This is a genomic window from Flavobacterium branchiicola, assembly GCF_018383905.1.
Taxonomy (GTDB): Bacteria; Bacteroidota; Bacteroidia; order Flavobacteriales; family Flavobacteriaceae; genus Flavobacterium; species Flavobacterium branchiicola.
The window spans coordinates 365,380-391,508 of record NZ_JAGYWA010000001.1 but is presented as its reverse complement, the minus strand read 5'-3'; the positions used below and the strand labels follow the sequence as shown (position 1 = coordinate 391,508).

Annotated in this window: 14 protein-coding genes; all 14 read left to right on the top strand. The window is 34.7% G+C overall.

Features of this window, described 5'->3' with window-relative positions; genetic code table 11:
• Positions 1-68 precede the first annotated feature (68 nt).
• On the top strand, positions 69-4,751 hold the full coding sequence (locus KHA98_RS01730; protein WP_317192561.1) for a T9SS type B sorting domain-containing protein: 4,683 nt from the start codon (positions 69-71) through the stop codon (positions 4,749-4,751).
• Positions 4,752-4,799: 48 nt separating this feature from the next.
• The gene (locus KHA98_RS01725) at positions 4,800-5,711 is read left to right on the top strand and encodes a PorP/SprF family type IX secretion system membrane protein (RefSeq protein WP_213254716.1); all 912 of its coding nucleotides are present in this window, start codon (positions 4,800-4,802) and stop codon (positions 5,709-5,711) included.
• 10 nt (positions 5,712-5,721) lie between these two features.
• A complete protein-coding gene (locus KHA98_RS01720) occupies positions 5,722-7,722 on the top strand; it encodes an OmpA family protein (RefSeq protein ID WP_213254714.1) in 2,001 nt (666 codons plus the stop codon).
• A gap of 1,120 nt (positions 7,723-8,842) precedes the next feature.
• Positions 8,843-9,268 carry a CBS domain-containing protein gene (locus KHA98_RS01715; RefSeq protein ID WP_213254712.1) on the top strand — a complete coding sequence of 142 codons (426 nt, stop codon included), beginning with the start codon at positions 8,843-8,845 and terminating at the stop codon, positions 9,266-9,268.
• A 159-nt stretch (positions 9,269-9,427) separates the two neighbouring features.
• Positions 9,428-11,719 carry an NADP-dependent malic enzyme gene (locus KHA98_RS01710; protein ID WP_213254710.1) on the top strand — a complete coding sequence of 764 codons (2,292 nt, stop codon included), beginning with the start codon at positions 9,428-9,430 and terminating at the stop codon, positions 11,717-11,719.
• Between the two features lie 65 nt (positions 11,720-11,784).
• The gene (gene ruvA, locus KHA98_RS01705; RefSeq protein WP_213254708.1) at positions 11,785-12,366 is read left to right on the top strand and encodes a Holliday junction branch migration protein RuvA; all 582 of its coding nucleotides are present in this window, start codon (positions 11,785-11,787) and stop codon (positions 12,364-12,366) included.
• A 23-nt stretch (positions 12,367-12,389) separates the two neighbouring features.
• Positions 12,390-19,592, top strand: coding sequence for a T9SS outer membrane translocon Sov/SprA (sov, locus tag KHA98_RS01700; protein ID WP_213254706.1), 7,203 nt, complete (start codon positions 12,390-12,392; stop codon positions 19,590-19,592).
• A gap of 85 nt (positions 19,593-19,677) precedes the next feature.
• Positions 19,678-20,058 (top strand): glycine cleavage system protein GcvH, encoded by a 381-nt coding sequence (gene gcvH, locus KHA98_RS01695; RefSeq protein ID WP_213254704.1) that lies wholly within the window; start codon positions 19,678-19,680, stop codon positions 20,056-20,058.
• Positions 20,051-20,434, top strand: coding sequence for a VanZ family protein (locus tag KHA98_RS01690; protein WP_213254702.1), 384 nt, complete (start codon positions 20,051-20,053; stop codon positions 20,432-20,434). Before gcvH ends, KHA98_RS01690 begins: the two co-directional genes overlap by 8 nt.
• A gap of 117 nt (positions 20,435-20,551) precedes the next feature.
• A complete protein-coding gene (deoC, locus tag KHA98_RS01685) occupies positions 20,552-21,295 on the top strand; it encodes a deoxyribose-phosphate aldolase (protein WP_213254700.1) in 744 nt (247 codons plus the stop codon).
• A complete protein-coding gene (locus tag KHA98_RS01680) occupies positions 21,296-23,440 on the top strand; it encodes a gliding motility protein RemB (protein ID WP_213254698.1) in 2,145 nt (714 codons plus the stop codon).
• Positions 23,441-23,598: 158 nt separating this feature from the next.
• A complete protein-coding gene (gene cyoE, locus KHA98_RS01675) occupies positions 23,599-24,501 on the top strand; it encodes a heme o synthase (protein ID WP_213254697.1) in 903 nt (300 codons plus the stop codon).
• A gap of 2 nt (positions 24,502-24,503) precedes the next feature.
• Entirely contained in the window at positions 24,504-25,091 is a 588-nt protein-coding gene (locus tag KHA98_RS01670) for a cytochrome c oxidase subunit 3 (RefSeq protein ID WP_213254696.1), read from the top strand.
• Positions 25,092-25,133: 42 nt separating this feature from the next.
• Positions 25,134-26,120, top strand: coding sequence for a cytochrome c oxidase subunit 3 (locus KHA98_RS01665; RefSeq protein WP_213254695.1), 987 nt, complete (start codon positions 25,134-25,136; stop codon positions 26,118-26,120).
• The last annotated feature ends 9 nt before the right edge of the window (positions 26,121-26,129 follow it).

The window sequence follows — 26,129 nt, the reverse complement described above, 5'->3', positions numbered from 1 at the left end:
AAGTAACGGCAGGAAATGGAAGTTGTACTTCTGCATCTTCAAATTCATTTAGTAATGCTGTGAAGTTGGTGACTCCAGATGTACCGACAATAACCGCAACAGCAGCGACTTGTTCGGCTAACGGAATTTCTACAATATCAAATTACGTTTCAGGAACGGTTTACACTTTTGATCCTGCTGGTCCAAGTGTTGATAATACAGGACTAATTAGCGGAATGATCGTTGGAACTTCTTATAAAGTAACGGCAGGAAATGGAAGTTGTACTTCTGCATCTTCAAATTCATTTAGTAATGCTGTGAAGTTGGTGACTCCAGATGTACCGACAATAACTGCAACAGCACCGACTTGTTCAGCTAACGGAATTTCTACAATATCAAATTACGTTTCAGGAACGGTTTACACTTTTGATCCTGCTGGTCCAAGTGTTGATAATGCTGGATTAATCAGCGGAATGATAGTTGGAACTTCTTATAAAGTAACGGCAGGAAATGGAAGTTGTACATCTGCATCTTTAAATTCATTTAGTAATGCTGCGAAATTGATAACTCCAGATGTACCGACAATAACTTCAATAAACCAATTAACATGTAGTGTTAATACGGGAAGTTTTACAATATCAAATTACAATAATTCATATTCTTATACTATAACGCCTGCGGGAGCTACTCTCGATGCATTAACTGGAATTGTCACTGCACCAGTTGGAACTTATGATGTAACAGCAACTTTAAGTAATTGTACATCTGGAATTTCAACTGTAGTTATTGTTTCTAAAATCTGTGCAAATGATGATAATTTCGGAACAAAAACTTCGGGAGCAACAGCTTTAAATTTAGGCGATGTAACTTCAAACGATAAATTAAACGGATTGGCTGTTACCACTACAAATACTAATGTTACACCAAAAATAGAAGGTCCATTAAGTGTTGATGCCGACGGAAACTTGACACTTGCAGCTAATACAGCTTCAGGAACATATTCTATAATTTACCAAATTTGTGAAGAAGGTTCAGCTTCTGCAAACTGTGATACGACAACAGCTTCTGTTATTGTAGCAAATGGCTTAGTGGCAAATGATGATAACTTCGGAACAAAAACTTCAGGAGCAACAGCTTTAAATTTAGGTGATGTAACTTCAAACGATAAATTAAACGGATTAGCCGTTACCACTACAAACACTAATGTTACACCAAAAATAGAAGGTCCATTAAGTGTTGATGCCGACGGAAACTTGACACTGGCACCAAACACAGCTTCAGGAACATATTCTATTGTTTATCAAATTTGTGAAGAAGGTTCAGCTTCTGCAAACTGCGATACAGCAACAGCTTCAGTAATTGTAGCAAATGGCTTAGTGGCAAACGATGATAATTTCGGAACAAAAACTTCGGGAGCAACAGCAATAAACTTAGGAGATGTAACTTCAAACGATAAACTAAACGGATTAGCGGTTACCACTACAAGCACTAATGTTACACCAAAAATAGAAGGTCCATTAAGTGTTGATGTAGATGCAAACTTGACTTTGGCACCAAATACAGCTTCAGGAACATATTCTATTGTTTATCAAATTTGTGAAGAAGGTTCAGTTTCTGCAAACTGCGATACGGCAACAGCTTCAGTAATTGTAGCAAATGGTTTAGTGGCAAACGATGATAATTTCGGAACAAAAACTTCAGGAGCAACAGCTTTAAATTTAGGCGATGTAACTTCAAATGATAAACTAAACGGATTGGCCGTTACAACTGCCAACACTAATGTTACGCCAAAAATAGAAGGTCCGTTAAGTGTTGATGCCGACGGAAACTTGACTCTGGCAGCTAATACAGCTTCAGGAACATATTCTATTATTTATCAAATTTGCGAAGAAGGTTCAGCTTCTGCAAACTGCGATACTGCAACGGCAACAGTAATTGTAGCAAATGGCTTAGTGGCAAATGATGATAATTTCGGAACAAAAACTTCAGGAGCAACAGCTTTAAATTTAGGTGATGTAACTTCAAACGATAAATTAAACGGATTGGCCGTTACCACTACAAATACTAATGTTACACCAAAAATAGAAGGTCCATTAAGTGTTGATGCCGACGGAAACTTGACACTTGCAGCTAATACAGCTTCAGGAACATATTCTATTATTTATCAAATTTGCGAAGAAGGTTCAGCTTCTGCAAACTGTGATACGGCAACAGCTTCTGTTATTGTAGCAAATGGCTTAGTGGCAAACGATGATAACTTCGGAACAAAAACTTCAGGAGCAACAGCTTTAAATCTAGGTGATGTAACTTCAAACGATAAATTAAACGGATTAGCCGTTACAACTACAAACACGAATGTTACACCAAAAATAGAAGGTCCATTAAGTGTTGATGCCGACGGAAACTTGACACTTGCAGCTAATACAGCTTCAGGAACATATTCTATTATTTATCAGATTTGTGAAGAAGGATCAGCTTCTGCAAACTGCGATACGGCAACGGCAACAGTTGTAGTTAAAAATGTTATAAAAGCGGTAATCGAAACCACTCTTCCTATTAATGGAAGCATTGGAGGAACAACAGCTTCATTAACAGCAAACGATACTTTAAATGGAGATTTTATTACCATTGAAAATAATCCGGGAGAAGTTACTTTAAATATTGTAGGTACTTTGCCAACAGGATTAACGTTAAATGCAAACGGAACAATTACAGTAAGTCCTGGAACTCCAAAAGGAGACTATAATGTTGAATATACAATTTGTGAGACAGGAAGTAATCCGGCAAATTGCGATTCAGTAATTTCTGTTGTAACGGTTACAGCGGGTAATCTTGTTGCCAATCCGGATACTGTTACTTCTGTAGTTGGAATAAACATTCCTCAGACTATTGTCAATGTATTTACAAATGATACTAAAAATGGACTTCCGTTAGATCCGGCAGATGTAAAACTGACCAATTCAACACCAGATCCAAAAGGATATTTAACATTGAATCCAGACGGAACAGTTACACTTGCACCAAATGCACCAGCAGGAGATTATGAGTTAACTTATACAATTTGCGAAGTATTAAATCTTTCAAATTGTAAATCAAATACTGTAACAGTTACAGTTACAGCGCCAATAATGACAGTAACGGCAAATAGTTATTGCTCAAACAATGTTCCGTATGTAAGATACAATGTAAAAGCAGAGAATTTTACTCCAAATAACTTATTGACTATAAAATGGATCGATAGTGCGAACAATGTAGTAGCGACTCAGACTAATTTGCCATTAAGCGGAGATCTTTTATGGCCAGGTGCTGTAATTGATAGTAACGGAAACGGAGTAGACTGGCCAGGATGGTTGCTAAAAAATAACCAGTGGATTGAAGGGGCAGATGGATTTGAAAATGCAAGAGCAAACGTTACTATGGAATTCTCATTGAATCCGACAGTAAATGTAATTGTCAATTATCCTCCGGCAACCCCGCAATGTAATGCCAGACCAACATTTGTAATTCAGGCAAATAATGATACAGATGGTCCGGTCGACTTAAATAAAGGAACCAATTTATCTATAAATATCTTTAATAATGATGTTTTAAACGGAACAATAATTACTCCGTCAAATGTTGTTTTAACGACGACTGTACCAAATTCTAATCTGGTTTTAAATGCGGATGGAACAGTAGCTGTAAAATCTGGAACTCCATCTGGAACTTATGAGTTAACGTATCAAATTTGCGAAGCTGCAAATCAGTCAAACTGTAGTCAGGCGGTAGTAAAAGTAACAGTATTAAACTCTGTTGATCCAAAACTGCCACTTATTGCAAAAGACGATTTAGATATTTCGGTAGATGGAATTAATGGAGAAATTGAGTTTATTAATGTTTTAGATAATGATCTTTTAGATGGATTACCAATTAAACTAATAGATGTTACCATTACAAATAATTCACCAAGTCCTTACTTTGAATTTAATCCAGACGGAACTGTAAGTGTAAAGCCAAATACACCAGGCGGAAATTATGCACTAACATATCAAATCTGTCAAAAAGCAAGTTCAGGCAATTGCACTACAGCAACTTTAAATGTTTTTGTAGAAGTTCCGGCTATTGCAATTGTTAAAACCGCAACGTTTAACGACGAAAATAAAAACGGAATTGCAAATGCAGGCGAAACAATTACATACAACTTTGTGGTAACAAACACAGGAAACGTGCCGTTGGTTGATGTAAAAGTTATCGATCCTTTACCGGGAGTTGTGGTTTCAGGGCAGCCAATAGATTTAGCTGTCAATGAGTCAAACAGTACAAACTTTACGGCAAGTTATACCATAAAACAAAGCGATATAAACGCTGGAAAAGTTAGTAATCAGGCAAGTGTTAGCGGAAACAGTGTAAGAGGTGTTAAAGTTGATGACGTTTCTGATGATGCAGGTGTAGATGGAGATAAGCCAACCGTATTAGATTTAAATGGTTGCCAGATCAAAGTATTCAATGCATTTTCTCCAAACGGAGATTCAAAAAATGCAAGATTCTATATTCAGGGTCTGGAATGTTATCCTGATAATACAGTCGAAATCTACAACCGTTGGGGAGTTCTTGTATTTGACATTGATGGTTATAACAACGAAGACAGAGTTTTTGTTGGAATCTCTGCAGGTCGTGCAACTGTAACACAAGCAGACGGACTTCCGGTTGGAACCTATTTCTATGTTCTGAAATATAGAGACAGCGAATCAAACCAACACGAAAAGTCAGGATACCTATATATTAATAAATAAAAATGACAAACGGTTTAGTTAAGGCTAAGCCGTTTTAAAACTTTTTAAATGAAAAAATTAGTTATTGTTTTTATGTTTTTTTCCGTTGTGTGTTCCGCGCAGCAGGATGCACAGTTTACGCAATATATGTACAATACCATTTCTGTCAATCCCGCTTACGCAGGTTCGCGAGGAGCAATGAGCGTTTTTGGCTTGTATCGTACACAATGGATAGGACTTGACGGAGCACCCGAAACAAGTACTTTTTCTATAAACACACCTTTAAACAACAGCAAACTTGGGTTAGGAGTTTCTTTGGTAAACGATAAAATCGGACCAACAAACGAGAACAATTTATCAGCAGATTTGTCTTATAGTATTCCAACTTCGGATAGTTTTCAACTTTCCTTCGGAATAAAAGGATCATTAAATATCTTCAATCTTGATGCAAGTAAATTAAGCTTCGAAGATCAGGGTGATCCTCAATTTCAGGATCTTGATAATAAGATTTCACCTAACATTGGGGCAGGAGTTTACTGGCATTCAGACAGAGCTTATGTAGGACTTTCGGTTCCTAATTTTATCGAAACCAATCGTTATGATAATAACGACGTAGCTATTTTTAAAGATAAAATCAATTACTATTTGATGGCAGGTTACGTATTTAATCTGGATCATTTGCAATACATAAAATTCAAACCTGCATTATTAACCAAAATGGTTCAGGGAGCACCTTTACAAGTAGATGTTTCAGGTAACTTCATGTTCAATGATAAATTTGTAGTAGGTGTTGCCTATCGATGGAGCGCTTCTGTGAGTGCAATGGCAGGTTTTCAGGTCACAGATGGTTTGTACCTTGGCTATGGCTATGATAATGAAACAACCAATTTAAGAAAGTACAACTCAGGATCACATGAGATCTTCCTTCGTTTTGAGTTCTTAAAAAATTACAATAAAATGACATCCCCAAGATTCTTCTAATATTGCTTATATGCCTACAAAAAACTTAACTTATAGTATTTTATTCCTGTGTTTTTTCTTTCAGTCAAACGCTCAGACAATCAACACAGATTATGCTGATAAAAAGTACGATGATTACGCTTACGCGGATGCCATAGTTGCTTATGAAAACATTATTAGCAAAGGAGCTAAAGATGAAAAAATAATGCAAAAACTGGGTAACTCGTATTATTTTATAGGAGAATTGCCAAGCGCATTAAAATACTACGATGATTTATTCAGTATAAACGAAAATCAGCAATCCGAATATTTGTACCGATATTCACAATGCTTAAAATCGTCGGGTAATTACAAAAAAGCCGATGAGATTCTGGAGAAATTCATTCAAAAAGCTGAAACAGAAAAAAGAGCAGCTTTGTTTAGAAACGAGAAGAATTATTTAGAAGAAATAAAATCAAATTCAGGTCGATTTGAAGTTGCCGATGCCGGAGTTAATTCGCAATATTCAGATTACGGAAGCGCAATTTATGAGAATAAAATAATTTTTACTTCTGCAAGAGATACAGGCGGAGTAGGTAAAAGTAATTTTAAATGGACAAATAAAGCATTTTCAAAATTATATCTTGCCGAATTAATGCCAGACGGAAGCGTGGGTGAACCAAAGCTTTTTAGAAAAAAAGAAAGTGCGAAATTCAACGAATCTACGCCGATTTTTACAAAAGACGGACGCACAATGTATTTTACCAGAAACAATTTTATAGACGGTAAAAGAGGAAAAAGCGATAATAAAGTTACACTTCTTAAACTATACAAAGCTGATTTAATCGAAGGACAATGGGAGAATGTAAAAGAACTTCCGTTTAACAGCGATCAGTACAGTACGGCGCATCCTGCATTAAGCATCGACGAAAAGACGTTATATTTTGCATCAGATATGCCGGGAACTTTGGGGCAATCAGATTTATATAAAGTAAGCATTCAAGGTGACGGAACTTTTGGAACGCCCGAAAATTTAGGAACTGCTATTAATACCGAAGGTCGCGAAACATTTCCGTTTATTTCCGGAGACAATGAATTGTATTTTGCATCAGATGGTCGTCCGGGATTAGGAGGATTGGATGTATTTGTAACCAAAATAAATGAAGACGGAACGCTTGATGATGTTCAGAATGTGGGTGAACCTATAAATAGCAAACAAGACGATTTTGCCTTTATCATTAACAGTAAAAACAGAAATGGTTTCTTTTCTTCAAACAGAGAAAACGGACATGGCGTAGATGATATTTATCGATTTACAGAAACCAAAAGACTTGTTTGCGAGCAGGAATTGACAGGAACAGTAAATGACGCCGAATCAAACGAAATACTGCCAAATGCAGCGATTACATTGTTTGATGAAAACTGGACTGTTGTAGCAACAATCAATTCAGACGAAAAAGGAAATTATACTTTCGCTAAAGTAAAATGTGGTAAAAAATACGCCTTACGAATTTCTAAAAGCGATTATAATATCAAAGATGCTTCGGTTACTATAAAGAAAGCGCAGGGAACAACTAAATTATCAATTACATTGCAAAAGATTTTTATACCAATCGCAGCAAAAGCAATTGCAGTAAACAAAGTAACAGTAAAACCTGTAAAAATCGGGCCAATAAAGGTAGGTACAGATTTGGCAAAACTACTTCATCTGCCTATGAACTTTTTCGATTTAGGAAAAGCTACGATTAAGAAAACATCAGAACCACAATTGCAAAAACTGGTAGACGTTTTAAACCAATATCCGGCAATAAAATTAGATATTCGTTCGCATACAGACAGTCGATCTTCATCAGAAAGCAATCAGATTTTATCAGACAAAAGAGCAAAGTCTACCAAAGACTGGCTTGTAAGTAAAGGAATTGATGAAACCCGATTAAATGCAAAAGGTTACGGAGAAACAAAACTAGTAAATCGATGTGCAGATGGTGTAAAATGCACAGAAAAAGAACATCAGCAAAACAGACGAAGCGAGTTTATCATTACGAGCTTGTAATTTTATAAAAGAACAAAAGACCTTTCTAAATTTTAGTAAAGGTCTTTTTTATTTATAGATATGTTGAACACAAAAATAAATCTCAAAGTTTAAGCAGAATGTTTTTGAGTTGCCTCCAGTTTTAACTGGAGGTATTTATATGTCATATCATTAAGGGCTTTAGCCAAAACACAAAGTTTGGCTAAAGCCCTTAATGTTGATTTTATTTTTTACCTCCAGTTAAAACTGGAGGCAATTCATTAAATTATTAGAATCTTTAAAACCGATATTTAACAGCCATTAAATATTCGCATTTACAGCATAAAAACATAGCCCATGGTTTCAACCATTGGGACGCAATATATGCACGCAATGCACAAACACAATACATGTACGCAATACATATACATAACATATATGCAATCTTCATCACCCCACGGTTGAAATCGCGGGCTATGGTCTAAGCCTAATTTTACATCAATAAAAGAATTATTTAATTTTTAATATTGAAAAGAAAGTCGGAATAAACAAAAGCAAATCTCAATGTTTTAAGAGTGTGTTTTTGAATTGCCTCCAGTTTTAACTGGAGGTATTTATATGTCATATCATTAAGGGCTTTAGCCAAAACACAAAGTTTGGCTAAAGCCCTTAATGTTGATTTTTTTTAACCTCCAGTTAAAACTGGAGGCAATTCATTAAATTATAGAGTCCCTGAAAGCGATATTTAACAGCCATTAGATATTTGCATTTACAGCACAAAAATATAGCCCATGGTTTCAACCATTGAGACGCAATACATGCACATAATAAATGCACGCATTACATTCACACAATATATGCGTAATCCATAACTGCAACATATATACAATCACTATCCCCACGGCTGAAACCGTGGGCTATGTTTGAATTCTAAATAAAATTTTTATTAGAGAGGTTTTAAAGGTGTTTTCATCAAAAGTTAAAAAATCAAATTTTTGATAAAAAAGGGTACTAAATAGATTTGTTCTTTGATGGATAATTTCTAAAATTCAGGAAACAATGTATTTTGTTTAAAATGAATGTGTTATGTTTTTAAAAAATGTTTTTTACAACAAATTGTGTTAGTTTTTTTATAACTTTATAAATCTAAAATTTTTCAGATATGACTGTAAATCAAATACTAAACGCAAAAGGAAAAAATGTTTACTCTGTACTTTCGACTACAACCGTTTATGAAGCATTGAAAGTAATGGGTGAAAAAAACATTGGTGCCATCCTGATCATCGATGGAACCGACTTAAAAGGGATATTATCTGAAAGAGATTATGCTCGAAAAATCGTTTTAAAAGACAAATCATCAAAAGAAACTTTTGTACATGAAATTATGGAAAGCAACGTTTTTTCGATAACCCTTTCAAACAATATCGAGGATTGTATGGAGCTGATGAGTACTAAAAGAATACGACATTTACCGGTTTTAGAAGACGGAATTGTGGTAGGAATAATCTCGATTAGCGACGTTGTAAAAGCAATTATAGAAGTTCAAAAAGACACTATAAATCATTTAAACTCTTATATTTCTCAATAATAAAGAACTTGAAAAAACATTCTTAAAATAGTCCCAATTATTGCGGACTATTTTTTTTTGACTATCTCAAATTGTTATTTTAACAAAAGAAAGCAGTAAAAACACGCCATTTTAAAGTAAGACTTATATCTTTGTAAGCTAGAATAAAAGCTAAAAACAATGAACAAAGAGAGTAAAAAAAGAGAGGCGTTAGTGTACCACGCAGAGCCGACTCCAGGAAAAATTCAGGTAGTTCCAACAAAAAAATATGCAACCCAAAGAGACTTGTCGCTGGCGTATTCGCCGGGTGTTGCAGAACCGTGTTTAGAAATCGCAGCAAACGTTGAAGACGTTTATAAGTATACAGCAAAAGGAAATTTAGTTGCCGTAATCTCAAACGGTACTGCTGTTTTAGGATTAGGAGATATTGGTCCTGAGGCCTCAAAACCAGTAATGGAGGGAAAAGGCTTATTATTTAAAATATTCTCTGATATTGATGTTTTTGATATTGAGGTAGGTACAAAAGATATTGAAGAATTTATTCAGACGGTTAAAAATATTGCTCCAACTTTTGGAGGAATTAACCTTGAAGATATTAAAGCACCGGAATCTTTTGAAATCGAAAGAAGACTGGTAGAAGAATTAGATATTCCGGTAATGCATGATGATCAGCACGGAACAGCAATTATTTCTTCTGCAGCTTTAATCAATGCGCTGGAATTAGCAGGAAAAAATGCAGGAGATGTAAAAGTGGTAGTTTCGGGAGCAGGATCTGCTGCTATCGCTTGTACAGATCTTTATGTTTCTTTAGGTGTAAAAGTAGAGAACATTAAAATGTATAATAGTAAAGGACTTTTAACAAAAGACAATCCTTCACTATCGCCATTACAATTAAAATATGCTGTTGATGGTGCTAAAATTGAATTGGCAGATGCTGTAAAAGGGGCAGATGTTTTCATCGGACTATCTTCTGGAGATATTTTATCGCCGGCAATGTTATTGACAATGGCAGACAATCCGATTGTTTTTGCAATGGCAAATCCAAATCCGGAAATCGATTATAATTTAGCTGTTCAAACGCGTAAAGACGTTATTATGGCTACAGGACGTTCAGATTTTCCTAATCAGGTTAATAACGTTTTAGGTTTTCCATATATTTTTAGAGGAGCACTAGACGTAAGAGCGACAAAAATTAACGAAGAAATGAAAATGGCTGCTGTAAAAGCATTAGCTATTTTGGCAAAAGAACCAGTTCCGGAGCAAGTAAACGTAGCTTACGGTGCAACAAAATTAGGTTTCGGTCAGGAATATATTATCCCAAAACCATTTGATCCTAGATTAATTACCGTTGTAGCGCCAGCAGTTGCAAAAGCAGCAATGGAATCTGGAGTAGCAAAACAACCTATCACAGACTGGGCAGCTTATGAAGATGTGCTTCGCGAGCGTATGGGTAATGATAATAAAATGGTACGTTTAATTACAAACCGTGCTAAATTAGACCCAAAACGTATCGTTTTTGCTGAAGCAGATCATTTAAATGTTTTAAAAGCAGCACAAATTGTTTATGAAGATGGTATTGGTACGCCAATTTTATTAGGAAACAGAGAAATCATTTTAGAATTAAAAGCTGAATTAGGTTTTGATGCTGATCTTGAAATCATCGATCCTAAAACTAACGAAGAAGAAGCAAGACGTAACAGATTTGCAAATTCATACTGGGAAACAAGAGAACGCAGAGGAGTTTCATTACTTGACGCTCAGAAATTTATGCGCGAAAGAAACTATTTTGCAGCAATGATGGTAAACGAAGGCGATGCAGATGCACTTGTTACCGGACACTCAAGAAGTTATCCAAGTGTGGTAAAACCAATGATGCAGTTAATAGAAAAAGCACCTGCGGCTTCATTAATCGCAACTACAAACATGATGCTTACTTCACGTGGCCCAATGTTTTTATCAGATACAGCAATAAACATTAACCCATCTGCTCAAGATTTGGTAAATATTGCAATCATGACGGCAAAAACGGCTAAAATGTTTGGTATTGAGCCAGTTATTGCAATGGTTTCTTATTCTAATTTTGGATCATCTACACATCAGAATGCTTCAAAAGTAAGAGAGGCAGTTGCTTATTTACATAAAAATCACCCTGAAATGATTGTTGACGGTGAGATTCAGGCAGATTTTGCATTAAATGGAGAGTTACTTAAAGAGAAATTCCCATTCTCTAAATTAGCAGGTAAAAAAGTAAATACGTTGGTATTCCCTAACTTAGAGGCAGCAAATATTACTTATAAGCTAATGAAAGAATTGAATAAATCTAGTTCTATTGGTCCAATCATGATGGGATTAGATAAACCTGTACACATTTTTCAATTAGGCGCAAGCGTAGAAGAAATGGTAAACATGGCAGCAATCGCTGTTATTGATGCACAGGAAAAAGAAATTAAAAAAAATAAATTAGCTAAATAGTTAGAAATTTTAAGAATCGGATAATCAATCTTATTTTTATTATATTTGATATTATAAATTAAACTATGATAGCACATTTGCAGGGGAAATTAGTCGAAAAGAACCCCACAGAAGTTGTAATTGATTGTGGAGGAGTAGGATATCACGTAAATATATCGTTACATACTTTTTCGTTATTGCCCAATGCAGATTTTATAAAATTGTATACGCATCTTCAAATTAAAGAAGATGCGCATACTTTATATGGTTTTGTAGAAAAATCAGAACGCGAAATATTCAGAATGTTATTGTCGGTTTCCGGTATTGGAGCCAACATTGCCAGAACCATGTTGTCCTCAATAGAACCTAAACAAATCATCAATGCTATTGCAGCCGGAGATGTTAGTGTAATACAGTCTATAAAAGGAATTGGAAACAAAACGGCACAGCGGGTTATACTCGATTTAAAAGAAAAAATGTTAAAGTTGTACGATTTAGACGAAGTTTCTATCGTTCAAAACAATACAAATAGAGATGAAGCGTTATCTGCTTTGGAAGTTTTAGGATTTGTTCGAAAAGCTTCAGAAAAAGTAGTCGAAAAGATCGTTAAAGAAGATCCGGAAGCTACAGCAGAAACAATCATTAAAAAAGCATTAAAAAGCTTGTAACACAACTAACATAAACCAATTGTATGCGTAAAATTTGTATTTTTTTACTGGTTTTATTTTGCGGTAATGTTTTGCAATCGCAAGTAAATCCGGCGACTCAAGATACAACAAAAACTCAGTTTTCTGTAGGGAAAATGGAGTTGCAAGATCCGCCAAGCATACTTTCGGCATATAAATATGATCCCATTACAGATCGTTATATTTACACCAATACAGTCGATGGTTTTTCGATTAATTATCCTATAATTCTAACGCCAAAAGAATACGAAGATTTAGTTCTTAAAGAATCCAGAAGAGATTATTTTAAGAAAAAAATGGACGCTATAGATGGTAAAAAGGTAGGGAGCGAGGAAGCAAAAAAGAATTTGCTTCCACGATATTACATTAATTCAGGTTTCTTCGAAAGCATATTCGGAAGTAATACAATAGACGTAAAGCCCACAGGATCTGTAGAAATGGACTTGGGACTTCGATATACCAAACAAGATAACCCTTCTTTTTCACCAAGAAACAGATCAAGCCTTACATTCGATTTTGATCAGAGAATCAGTATGAGCTTAATGGGGAAAGTAGGAACCAGATTAGAGGTAAATGCGAATTACGATACACAATCTACATTTGCTTTTCAAAACTTATTTAAACTTGCTTATACACCCTCAGAAGATGATATCATTCAAAAAGTTGAGGTAGGTAACGTAAGTATGCCATTAAACAGTACCTTAATTAGAGGAGCTCAAAGTTTATTTGGTGTAAAGACTCAATTGCAATTTGGACGAACAACTGTAACAGGTGTTTTCTCTGAGCAAAAGTCACAAACCAAGAGTGTTGTAGCCGAAGGAGGTGGTACAGTTCAAAATTTTGATTTGTATGCTTTAGACTACGATAATGACCGACACTTTTTCTTGTCACAATATTTTAGAAATAAATATGATGCCTCTTTAAAAAACTATCCGGTTATAGATAGCCGTGTGCAGGTAACCAGAATAGAGGTATGGGTTACCAATAAACAAAACAGAGTAAGTACAACCAGTAACAACTTACGTAACATTATTGCACTTCAGGATTTAGGTGAAGGGCAAATTACGGGTATTCCGGATAATCAGGTCGTTGTTATTAGTTCATCAACAGGTTTCTTTAATAATCCTATTGATTCTCCAACAGAAAATGATAACAATAAATATGACCCTGCTGCAATTGGACAACCCGGTTCATATTTAAACTCTAACATTAGAGAAATTGTAACGGCAAAATCAGGATTCAATAATACAAATGTAAGCGAAGGAACAGATTACTCTATATTAGAAAATGCAAGAAAATTAACAGCGAATGAATTTACTTTCAATCCGCAGTTAGGATACATTTCGTTGCAACAGCGTTTAGCAAATGATGAGATTCTTGCAGTTGCGTTTGAATATACCGTTGGAGGAAAAGTGTATCAGGTTGGGGAATTTGGAAGTGACGGACTTGATGCTACAGTTGTAACAGGAAATAACAGTTCAAATCAGGCGATTATTTCGCAAAGTTTGGTATTAAAAATGCTGAAAAGTAATTTGACAAACGTTCAAAATCCGGTTTGGAACCTGATGATGAAAAACGTTTATCAAATTCCTCAGGCCTATCAAATTAAGCAGGACGATTTTAGAATGAACATTCTTTATACAGATCCTTCTCCGATAAATTATATTACGCCGGTGAGCGGAACTACTTTTCCAACAAACCCGACACCAGAAAATAAAGTAGAGCAGACTCCTTTATTGAATGTATTTAATCTCGACAGATTAAATTATAATAATGACCCGCAAACAGGAGGAGATGGTTTCTTCGATTATATTCCGGGTATTACTGTTGACGTTCAAAACGGACGAATTATTTTTAGTACCAAGGAGCCTTTTGGAGAATTACTGTTTAAGAAATTGCAGAATTCCGGTTCTGGTGAAGATTATAATAATCCAAGTACCTATAATGCAAACCAGCAGAAATATGTATTTAGAAATATGTATCGAAACACACAATCCGGCGCTTTGCAGGATAGTGACAAAAACAAATTCTTACTGCGCGGAAAATATAAATCATCAGGAAGCAGTGGTATTCCAATCGGGGCGTTTAACGTTCCGCAAGGATCTGTTGTGGTAATGGCAGCAGGAAGACGATTGGTAGAAGGAATCGATTATAGTGTCGATTATCAATTAGGTCGTGTTCAAATTTTGGATCCTTCACTTCAGGCTTCAAATACGCCAATCGAAGTTTCCTTAGAGAATAATTCCATTTTCGGACAACAAACCAGAAGATTTATTGGGTTTAATGTTGAGCACAAAATTTCAGAGAAATTTGTAGTTGGAGGAACTTATTTAAAAATGAGTGAAAAGCCTTTTACGCAAAAATCAAGTTACGGACAAGAATCTGTAAACAATACCATTTTTGGGTTTAATGGTAATTACGCAACCGAAGTTCCTTTCTTTACAAGGCTGGTAAACAAATTACCAAATATTGATACAGATGTTCCTTCTAATCTTTCTATTCGTGGTGAAGTTGCATTTTTAAAACCAGATGCTCCAAAAGCCAGTGATTTTGAAGGGGAAGCTACAATTTACATCGATGATTTTGAAGGTTCGCAATCAACAATCGATATGCGATCTGCTTATGCCTGGAGTTTAGCCTCTACGCCATTTGTGAATTCGATAAACGATAATACTTTCAATGCCAATTTAAATACATTAGAATATGGATACAAACGTGCAAAACTGGCTTGGTATACAATCGATCCTATTTTTTACTCGTCTAAACCATCCGGGATTTCAAATGATGATTTGTCATTAAATACAACAAGAAGAATTTATAGTAAAGAGCTATATCCAAATACAGATATTGCTCAGGGGCAAATTCAGGTTATTAATACACTCGATTTAACCTATTTTCCATCAGACAGGGGAGCTTACAATAACAATCCAAATTTTGCTGCAGGACCGGCCTCTTCTAATTTTGGAGGAATCATGCGTTCTCTAAATTCAACCAATTTTGAACAGGGAAATGTTGAGTATATTCAGTTTTGGGTATTGGATCCTTATGTAGGAAATGCAGATGCGCCTGCAAATAATACAGGAAAAATCTATTTTAACTTAGGTGAAATTTCTGAGGATGTTTTAAAAGACGGAAGAAAACAATATGAAAACGGACTTGGACCAGATCAGGTGATGGTAAATCCTCAACCGATTTGGGGAGATGTTCCGGCTTCACAATCGTTAATTTATGCTTTTGATACCAATCCTGATAATCGTAGAAATCAGGACGTAGGTCTGGATGGTTTGCCAGATGCTAAAGAAGGTTCAATTTATAATAATTATGCAGGAGAAGCAGATCCCGCAGCAGATAACTATACGTATTATTTAAATACAGATGGAGATGTAATTAAACGTTATAAAAAATATAATGGTACAGAAGGGAACTCGGCAGTAAGTGTTGATGATCCAAACAGAGGAGCTACAACTTTGCCGGATGTTGAAGATATTAATCGCGATAATACCATGAGTACCATCAATGCGTATTATGAATATAGTATTGATGTAAAACCGGGAATGCAGGTAGGACAAAATTACATTACTGATATTCGTGAAGTAACTAATATAGAGTTGCCAAACGGAAGTACAACAAATGCAAGATGGATTCAGTTTAAAATTCCGGTTTCTCAGCCACAAAATACAATTGGAAATATTACAGATTTTAGATCTATTCGTTTCATGCGTATGTTTATGACTGGTTTTAATGACCAGATGACGGTACGTTTTGGAGCATTAGATTTAGTAAGAGGAGAGTGGAGAAAATATACAGGAACTCTTGATGCAAATGATACAAATCCGAATGATGATGGTGTTGAATTTGATGTTGCCGCAGTGAATGTTCAGGAAAACAGTACAAAATGTCCTGTAAACTATGTCATTCCTCCGGGAGTTCAAAGGGAGCAATTGTATAATAATAATACTGTTATTAATCAAAACGAGCAAGCCTTAGCAATTAGAATTGGAGGTGCAGGTTTGCAATATCAGGATTCAAGAGGAGCATTTAAAAATGTTAGCGTAGATATGCGTCAGTACAAAAAACTGAAAATGTTTTTGCATGCAGAATCTTTACCAAATGAAAGTGCATTATTAGACGAAGAAATGGTTGGTTTTATCCGTTTTGGTAATGACTTTACACAGAACTTTTATCAGGTTGAAATTCCATTAAAAGTAACACAAATTGGAGGAAGTTGTGCAATAAGTCCTGATTTGGTCTGGATGGATGATAATAATATTGATTTAGCACTTGAGTTACTGACCAGAATGAAAATCAAAGCCATGAGCATAGATATTAATTCTGATAAAAGGGATATTAATGGTATTTATTATCCTGATGATGATTTAAGTGAAAGCGGAGGAGATGGTGACAGTAGATTAAAATTGGGTATTAAAGGAAATCCAAATTTTGGTTTGGTGAGGAATTTAATGGTCGGAGTTAAAAGTAGGGCAGATCACAAAGACATTAAAGGAGAAGTTTGGTTTAATGAGCTTCGAATGTCTGATTTGGAAAATAAAGGCGGTATGGCGGCATTATTAAATGTTGATACCAATATGGCAGATTTTGCTACTATTTCTGCTACAGGAAAGAAAAGTACAATTGGATTTGGATCTTTAGAGCAAGGTGCAAATGAGAGAGACCGTGAAGATATTCAGCAGTATAATATTGTTACCAATTTAAATTTAGGAAAATTATTGCCACATAAATGGGGAATCAATTTGCCTTTCAATTACGCAATTGGTGAAGAAGTTATTACTCCGGAATACGACCCTTTTAATCAGGATATCAAATTAGATCAGTTGATAAATGAAACGACTGATCCTAACGAAAAAGATAATATCAGAACGCGTGCAGTTGATTACACAAAGCGTAAGAGTATTAACTTTATAGGGGTTAGAAAAGACAGAGCTCCGGAGCAGAAACCACATGTTTATGATGTTGAGAATTTTACTTTCTCACAATCGTACAATCAGGTAGAGCGACATGATTATGAAGTTGAAAGTTATGAAGACGAGCAATCTAATACGGCTGTTAATTATGCTTATACTTTCCAGCCGAAAGAAGTGGTTCCATTCAAGAAGAATCAGTTCATGAAGAAAAGCGAGTATTGGAAATTACTAAGCGATTTCAACTTTAATTATTTGCCTTCAAATATTTCTTTCAATACAAATATTTTAAGACAAAGTAATCGTCAGCAATATCGATTGGTTGAGGTAGAAGGAATTGGTTTAGATCCATTGTACAGACGTAATTTTGCCTTTAATTATCAATACGGTTTTGGATATAATTTGACAAAATCAGTAAAAATAAATTATACTGCAGCATCAAATAATATTGTAAAAAATTATCTGAATGCAGATAATACGCCTAAGGAAGATTTTAATATCTGGGATAGTTATTGGGATATCGGAACCCCAAATCAGCATGTGCAGCAGTTAGTTTTAAACTGGGATATTCCAATTAATAAACTGCCAATTTTTAGTTTTATTAAAGCGAGTTATTCTTATACTGCAGATTACAGCTGGCAACGTTCTTCGACTGCTTTGTCTCAGTTTGTTGATGAAAGCGGAACGGAGTATAATCTTGGAAATACTATTCAGAATGCAAATTCAAATACGTTTACAACAACGTTAAATATGAATATGCTTTATAAATATTTAGGTTTAACACCGGGAGGAAAGAAAACAGCAAAACCGAAGCCGGCAGCGCCGCCTAAACCAGGTGAAAAAGTGGTGAACACTGCTAAACCTGTTGTAAGTAATAGTCCGTTTTATGATGGAATGATTGGTGTTTTGACAAGTATTAAAAATATTCAGGTTAATTATACTAAAAATAGCGGAACCGTATTACCTGGATACACGCCAAGCGTTGGTTTCTTAGGGACAGCAAAACCAAGTTTAGGATTTATTTTTGGAAGCCAGGATGATGTGCGTTATGAAGCTGCAAAAAATGGCTGGTTGACAAATTATGAAAATTTCAATCAGAACTTTACACAGGTCCAAAACGAACTTTTGAAGATCACGGCAAATATTGATTTACTTCCTGATTTGAAAATTGATCTGGCAATGGATCGCGCATATTCTAAAAATTCATCAGAACAATATAGTGTTATCGATGGAGAGTATCAGCCGTTATCGCCTTACAATTATGGAATGTTTTCGATCTCGACTGTTTTAATAAAGACTGCTTTTTCAACTAGTGATGAGACACAATCCGCCGCATTCGATGATTTTAGAAATAATCGATTAACGATTGCAAATCGTCTGGCCGAAGATCATTATGGGGCAGGAGTTCCTATACCAAGATATGGAGATGCAAATAACCCTATTCCGGCAGAAGGCGATGCTAATTATGCAATTTATTCGTCAAATGTTGGGTATCCGATTGGTTTTACCAAAAGCAATCAGGCTGTTTTACTGCCTTCGTTTTTGGCGGCCTACACAGGAAGTAATGCATCAAGTAGTTCAACGGATATTTTTAGAAGTTTCCCTATTCCAAACTGGAGTATCAAGTATAATGGTTTAATGCGCTACAAGTATTTTAAAGACAGATTTAAACGTTTTTCTTTGCAACATAATTATAGAGCATCTTATACGATCAACCAGTTTAGATCTAATTTTGATTACAATGAAAATCCTGCAGGGCAAGATTTAAACACCAATTTCTTTAACAAGACAATCATGTCAAATGTCAATTTAGTAGAGCAATTTAGCCCTCTTATTCGTGTAGATTTTGAGTTAAAAGGTTCATTGCGTTTGTTAAGTGAGATTAAAAAAGACAGAGCATTATCGATGAGTTTTGATAATAATTTGTTGACAGAAGTAAAAGGTGTTGAGTATTTAATAGGGATGGGTTATCGTTTTAAAGATGTTATATTCTCGTCTAAACTGGCAGATAGTCCAACTGGAATTATAAAAAGTGACATCAACATTAAAGCGGACTTTTCGTATAGAAATAACCAGACTTTGGTACGTTATTTAGATTATGATAACAATCAATTAGCGGCAGGTCAAAATATATGGACATTGAAACTTACGGCCGATTATGCCTTTAGTAAAAACCTTACGGCTATATTTTATTACGATCATTCGTTCTCAAAAGCGGTAATATCGACATCATTCCCGTTAACTAATATTAGATCAGGATTTACACTTCGTTACAATTTTGGAAATTAAATTTGAGTTTGTAAACCAAATTTTATTAGAAGATTATTACATTTGTGACTAAATTATTAAATTATCAATTTTCAAACACACAATTATGAGCATACCAGCAAATTTAAAGTACACAAAAGATCATGAGTGGATTAGCATCGAAGGAGATGTAGCTACAGTAGGAATTACGCATTTCGCTCAAAAAGAATTAGGAGATATCGTATATGTTGAGGTGGAAACTTTAGATCAGACACTTGATAAAGATGAAGTTTTTGGAACTGTTGAAGCAGTAAAAACAGTTTCGGATTTGTTTTTGCCATTAACTGGAGAAATCATTGCTTTTAATGATAGTTTAGAAAGCGCTCCAGAAACAGTAAATTCTGATCCTTACGGAGATGGATGGATGATCAAAATCAAAATCGCTGATGCATCAGAGATTGATTCTTTATTATCTGACGAAGCTTACAAACAACTTATCGGTGCCTAAACAACTTCTTTTACTTTGGGCAATTATCTGCTCAGGTATAATTGCTTATTTTTGTCTTACAGATTCAAGTAATATACCAGTAGTAAATTTTCCAAGTATAGATAAGATTGTACATTTTTGTTTTCATTTTGGATTTACACTTTCATGGATTTTGTTTTTCAAAAAAGAACTTAAAGGAAAAACGACAGATGATTATAAAGCCTATTTAATAGCATTTATTTTTTCTGTTTTTTTTGGCATCACAATAGAGATTTTGCAAAGTATTTTTACAGTTACACGAGCTTCGGATGTGTCAGATGTTTTAGCAAATACAATTGGTGCTACAGTCGGCGTTTTTACGGCAATAGCTTTTAAAAAACAAATCGATAAAATATAAGAATAAGATTACCCACTTCGGTGGGTTTTTTATTGCCTTAAAATCAAGCTCTAAAAGATTGTTTTTTTTCTCAATTTTAAATGTATTTTTGTCGCAACTCTGTGAATTTTAAAACTCATGAACGTAAAGCAATATCTTGATTCCACTTATCTGAAGACGGCTTCCCAGGCGGGAATTTCGGATGCAGAGAATTTGGTTGTTGTAAAAAATGCAATTGAAGAGGCGATAACAGAAGGCTTCAAATTGATAATGATAAGACCTGAATTTGTTTCTTTGGCTAAAGAAATGATAGTAGATGCCAATTCAAGTCTGCTCATCGGTACTGTTATTGATTTTCCGGAAGGTAAATCAGAATTGGAAGAAAAAATTAAAGAAGCAAATGAAGCTATTTTAAATGGTGCAGATGATTTGGATTTTGTCTGTAATTATGAAGCTTTTAAAAATGGAAATCTTGAGCTGGTAAAAAAAGAGATCTTAATAGGTACACAAATAGGTTTGGCACACAATAAAACTGTAAAATGGATTATTGAAATAGCAGCTCTCACCGAAAAAGAAATTATACAGCTTTCGGTGTTGATTAAAAATGTAGTCATATCTAATTTTAAAGAAGAGGATTACGCATCAGTTTTTGTAAAATCATCAACAGGATTTTTTAAAACTGAAAATGATTTGCCAAATGGAGCAACTGTTCCTGCAATAATTATAATGTTAGAAAACGCATCTCCTTTATCGGTTAAAGCGGCTGGTGGAGTTCGCTCGTATGAAGAAGCAATAGAAATGATTCGTTTAGGAGTTAAACGCATCGGAACTTCGGCTGCAAAGGCTATTGCAAATGGAGAAAATACCCAAAATCAATATTAAATGAAAATCAAAACCTACGTAAAAAACAAAAATATTTTATCTTTTGTTTTAATGTTAGCCTCTATAACAACCTTTGCGCAGCAAAATAATAACTCTTCTGTTCAGTCCGGATTTACAAGTGAAAAATTTCCTGTTTTTCCAAATTGCGAAAATTTAGAATTTAAAAAATTAGAAAATTGTTTTTATAAAGAAGTTCAGGATTTTGTTTTTCAAAATTTTGAAGTTCCTTCAAATTTAAAACAATCCAATTATAAAGGTGAAGTAAAGGTACTTTTTGAAGTAGATGGTGAAGGCGTGTTTAAAGTAATTTATGTGAATGCGGCAAACGATGAGTTGTCTGTTGAAGCTAAACGTGTTTTTGAGAAGTTTCCAAAAATAAAACCATCAACCTATAATGGTAAGCCAACGTATTCAAAATATACCATTTCGATTGCTATTCCTTTAAAAAGTTCTCAGCAAATTGAAGCAGAAGCTTTGGCGGCGGCAGAAATTTTAAAGCCAGACGAGAAGCCAATGACAGAACTGGATAGTATAGTGTCTAAAAAATACAGAAATCCTGAGTTCGAAAGTCATTTAAATATTCCATTCTCACACAGTTATTACGCACAGTTTGACGGGGCGATGAATCAGGTTGGAAGTAATAATCACACAGCTTCGAAACCTTATACATATGCCGAAGTTTCAAAATATTACAATTTAAAAGCAGTTAATGAATCTCTTCAGAAAAAAGCTTCAACCTGGTTAGGAAGAAAATGGTGGAACGAAAATCTGGTTCAGATTCAGGGCGAAGACTATTGGTTTGTATTAAATCCTATTCTTGATTTGCAAGTTGGTAAAGCATCAGATTTAGATGCTTCTTATACTTATGTAAATACACGTGCTTTAAATTTTAGAGGAGGACTGGGGAAACAGGTTAATTTTACCACGACGGTTTTTGAAAGTCAGGGAAGATTTGCCGGTTATTACAATGATTACGCAGAATCCATAAAGCCATCTGGAGGAAATCCGGCAATTGTTCCCGGAATTGGAATTGCCAAAAGATTTAAAACAGATGCATATGATTTTCCAATGGCAGAAGCTAATATTACTTATGTGCCAAGTAAATTCTTTGATTTGCAATTAGGGTATGGAAGAAATTTTATTGGAGACGGATATCGTTCTTTACTTGAAAGTGATGGAGCTAGTCCATATCCGTATTTTAAAATTAATACCACTTTCTGGAAAATTAAATATACCAATACGTATATGTGGCTAAAAGATGTACGTCCTGAAGTAACAGCGGAGAAGACCTATGCTACTAAATTTATGGCGAATCATTATTTGAGCTGGAATGTTTCTAATAGATTGAATTTAGGTTTCTTTGAGTCGGTAGTCTGGACAGATTCTAACAATAGAGGGTTTGATGCTAATTTTATAAATCCTATTATTTTTTATCGTGCAGTTGAGTTTGGATCTTCTTCAAGAAGCGGAAACGCATTACTTGGTTTTACAGGAAAATACAAATGGAATAATAATGTAAACTTGTATGGTCAGTTTTTGATTGATGAATTTTCGGTTTCAGATGTGAAAGCGGGAGATCAAAGCTGGAAAAATAAATTTGGATTTCAAATAGGAGGAAAATACTTTAATGCTTTCAATGTAAAAGATCTTTTAGTTCAGGTAGAGTACAACCATGTGCGTCCTTACGTTTATGCGCACAGTGCTGCAATAACAAATTACGGGCACAACAACCAAAGTATTGGTCATCAATGGGGAGGGAATTTTAATGAGCTTGTTTTAATTGGACGTTATCACAAAGGACGTTTATTTGGTGATGCTAAAGTGACAACCGGAACTAGAGGTCTAGATTTTAATACAGCAGCTGATAGCTACAATTACGGAGGTAACATTTATAAGAGTTACGACGAAAAGCGTCCTTATAATACGGGTGTAAAGGTAGGACAGGGAAATAAAACAAGCGTTTTTATTGCAGATGTTCAGGGAGGATATTTGATAAACCCGATGACGAACTTAAAATTGTTTGGTAGCCTTGTATATAGAAATTTTGATCCTACTCAGGAAACAGCGACAACTTTTAAGCAAAATACAACCTGGTTTTCTATCGGATTACGTTCAGATATTTTTAATTGGTATTTTGATTACTAGCATTTTTAATAAGATTTTTCGAAATAATAGTGTTAAAGATTTACAAGTCCTTATTCTGTAAAGGTTTTATTGAAAAAAATCTAATTTTATAGTTCTAAATTCTACAATCTAATTTGTACATTTGCAGCACTCAAAAAAAATATACAAACAATAAAGGTTTGAACGCTACAAAAAATACACTTTCACCCAAATCAATATTTCTGGATTTTAAAGAGATCACTAAAGCTGGTTTAGCAATTAGTGTCTTATTTTCGTCAATTGCAGGATATTTGTTAGGAGTCAATGAAGAACATCCTTTTAAATGGAGCGTTTTGTTAGTTTTATCTATTGGCGGTTATTGCATGGTTGGAGCGTCAAATGCGTTTAATCAGGTTATAGAAAAAGACATCGATGCTTTAATGGATCGAACTAAAAATCGTCCGGTTCCTTCTGGTCGAATGTCGCCAAGAATGGCATTAATTGTTGCAAGCTTACTGACTATTTTAGGAATAAGTTTGTTGTATACAATCAATGCAAAGTCGGCAATGTTTGCTGCAATTTCGATTTTTTTATACACAAGTATATACACACCACTAAAAACAGTGACTTCTTTATCTGTTTTTGTGGGCGCTTTTCCTGGAGCAATTCCCTTTATGTTAGGTTGGGTTGCGGCTACGGGAGAATTTGGTATTGAAGCCGGAACTTTATTTTTAATTCAGTTTTTCTGGCAATTTCCGCACTTTTGGGCTATTGGCTGGTTTTTATATGAAGATTATGAAAAAGCAGGAATCTTCATGTTGCCAACAGGAAAAAAAGATAAAGGAACCGCTTTGCAGGTTATTTTGTATACCGTTTGGCTTATTGCAGCATCGTTATTACCGGCACTGGGATATACAGGGCAACTGTTTATTTCGCCAATTGCAGCAGTTTTAGTGTTTTTATTGGGATTATGGATGTTGTTTTATGCTGTAAAATTATATCAGCTTCGAACAGCAAAATCTGCCAGAACATTAATGTTAGTAAGTGTTTCGTATATTTCATTGCTGCAAATCGTATTTATAGTAGATAAATTTTTAAGATAGTTATGGAAATGACAATGACAACAAGTGAGGAACAATTAAGGAAGTCAAAATCGGCAAAACTGATTTTGTTATTCGCAATGGTTAGTATGACCATGATGTTTGCCGGACTTACAAGTGCATTTGTGGTAAGTAAATCAAGAGCAGACTGGTTGCAGAACTTTCAAATACCAATTGCATTTTATTACAGTACAGTAGTTATTATTGGAAGTAGTGTAATGTTTTATTTGGCTAAAAAGTCAATTGAAAAAGGTAATAGAAGTGCAACTACAGGTTTTCTTTTAGGGACATTAGCTTTAGGAATTCTATTCGTGATTTTGCAATTTGCAGGATTCGGTCAAATCATAGAAAGCGGTTATTATATGACCGGACAAGGTAGTTCAATTACTACAACATTTCTTTATGTAATTGCTCTTATGCACTTATTGCACGTTGCAGGAGGGTTAATTTCACTTTTAATTGTAATTTATAATCATTTTAAACAAAAATACAATCCGACTCAAACTCTTGGTATAGAACTAGGTGCGATGTATTGGCACTTTTTGGATTTATTATGGGTATTATTATTTTTATTTTTATATTTCTTTAAATAAGAAAAAAACGTAAATTTGGGAACTTTTTAACGAATATCTTTTATGGGAGCGACAGTTACTACTGCAAACAACGACGAAAAAACTTGGGGAGGCGGCGAGGATATCCAGCCATTAGGATCAAGTTATGGTAAAATGATGATGTGGTTTTTTATCGTATCAGATGCCTTAACATTTTCTGGATTTCTAGGAGCTTATGGTTTTTCTAGATTTAAATTTATTGAAACATGGCCATTGGCTGATGAAGTGTTTACTCACTTTCCTTTTATGCATGGTGTTGCGGCTCCAATGTATTATGTAGCCTTAATGACCTTTATTTTGATTTTCTCATCTGTAACAATGGTTTTGGCTGTTGATGCTGGTCATCAATTAAAAAAGACTAAGGTTGCAATTTACATGTTCTTAACTATTATTGGAGGTTTAATCTTCGTTGGTTCTCAGGCTTGGGAATGGAAGAACTTCATTAAAGGAGAATATGGTGCAGTTGAAACTAAAGGTGGAAGCTTATTACAGTTTGTTGATAAAGATGGTAAAAGAGTAGCTCTTGAAGCATTTGCGGTTAAATTACCAGAACAAAGAGAAGCTTTAACAAGAAGCAAAACAACTTGGTTTATGCAAGATGCTGAGACTTTACCAACGTATTCAGTTGCTGAAGTTCAGGCAGGATTCAAAGCACATCCTGATTTATTGATCAGAACAGAAACTCTTACTAAAGAGAAAAAGAAAACTGTTTTGACAAGAGCAGAGTCTGAGGCTCGTTTAGCAGATGCAAAATATGTAGTAGAAGGTGCAAACCTTATTAGAAACGAATACGGTAACAAATTATTTGCTGATTTCTTTTTCTTCATTACAGGATTCCACGGATTCCACGTATTCTCTGGAGTTATTATTAATATCATTATTTTCTTTAATGTATTATTAGGAACTTACGAGAAAAGAAGAAGCTACGAAATGGTAGAGAAAGTTGGTTTATACTGGCACTTTGTAGATTTAGTTTGGGTATTTGTATTTACAGTTTTCTACTTAGTTTAATTTTAGATT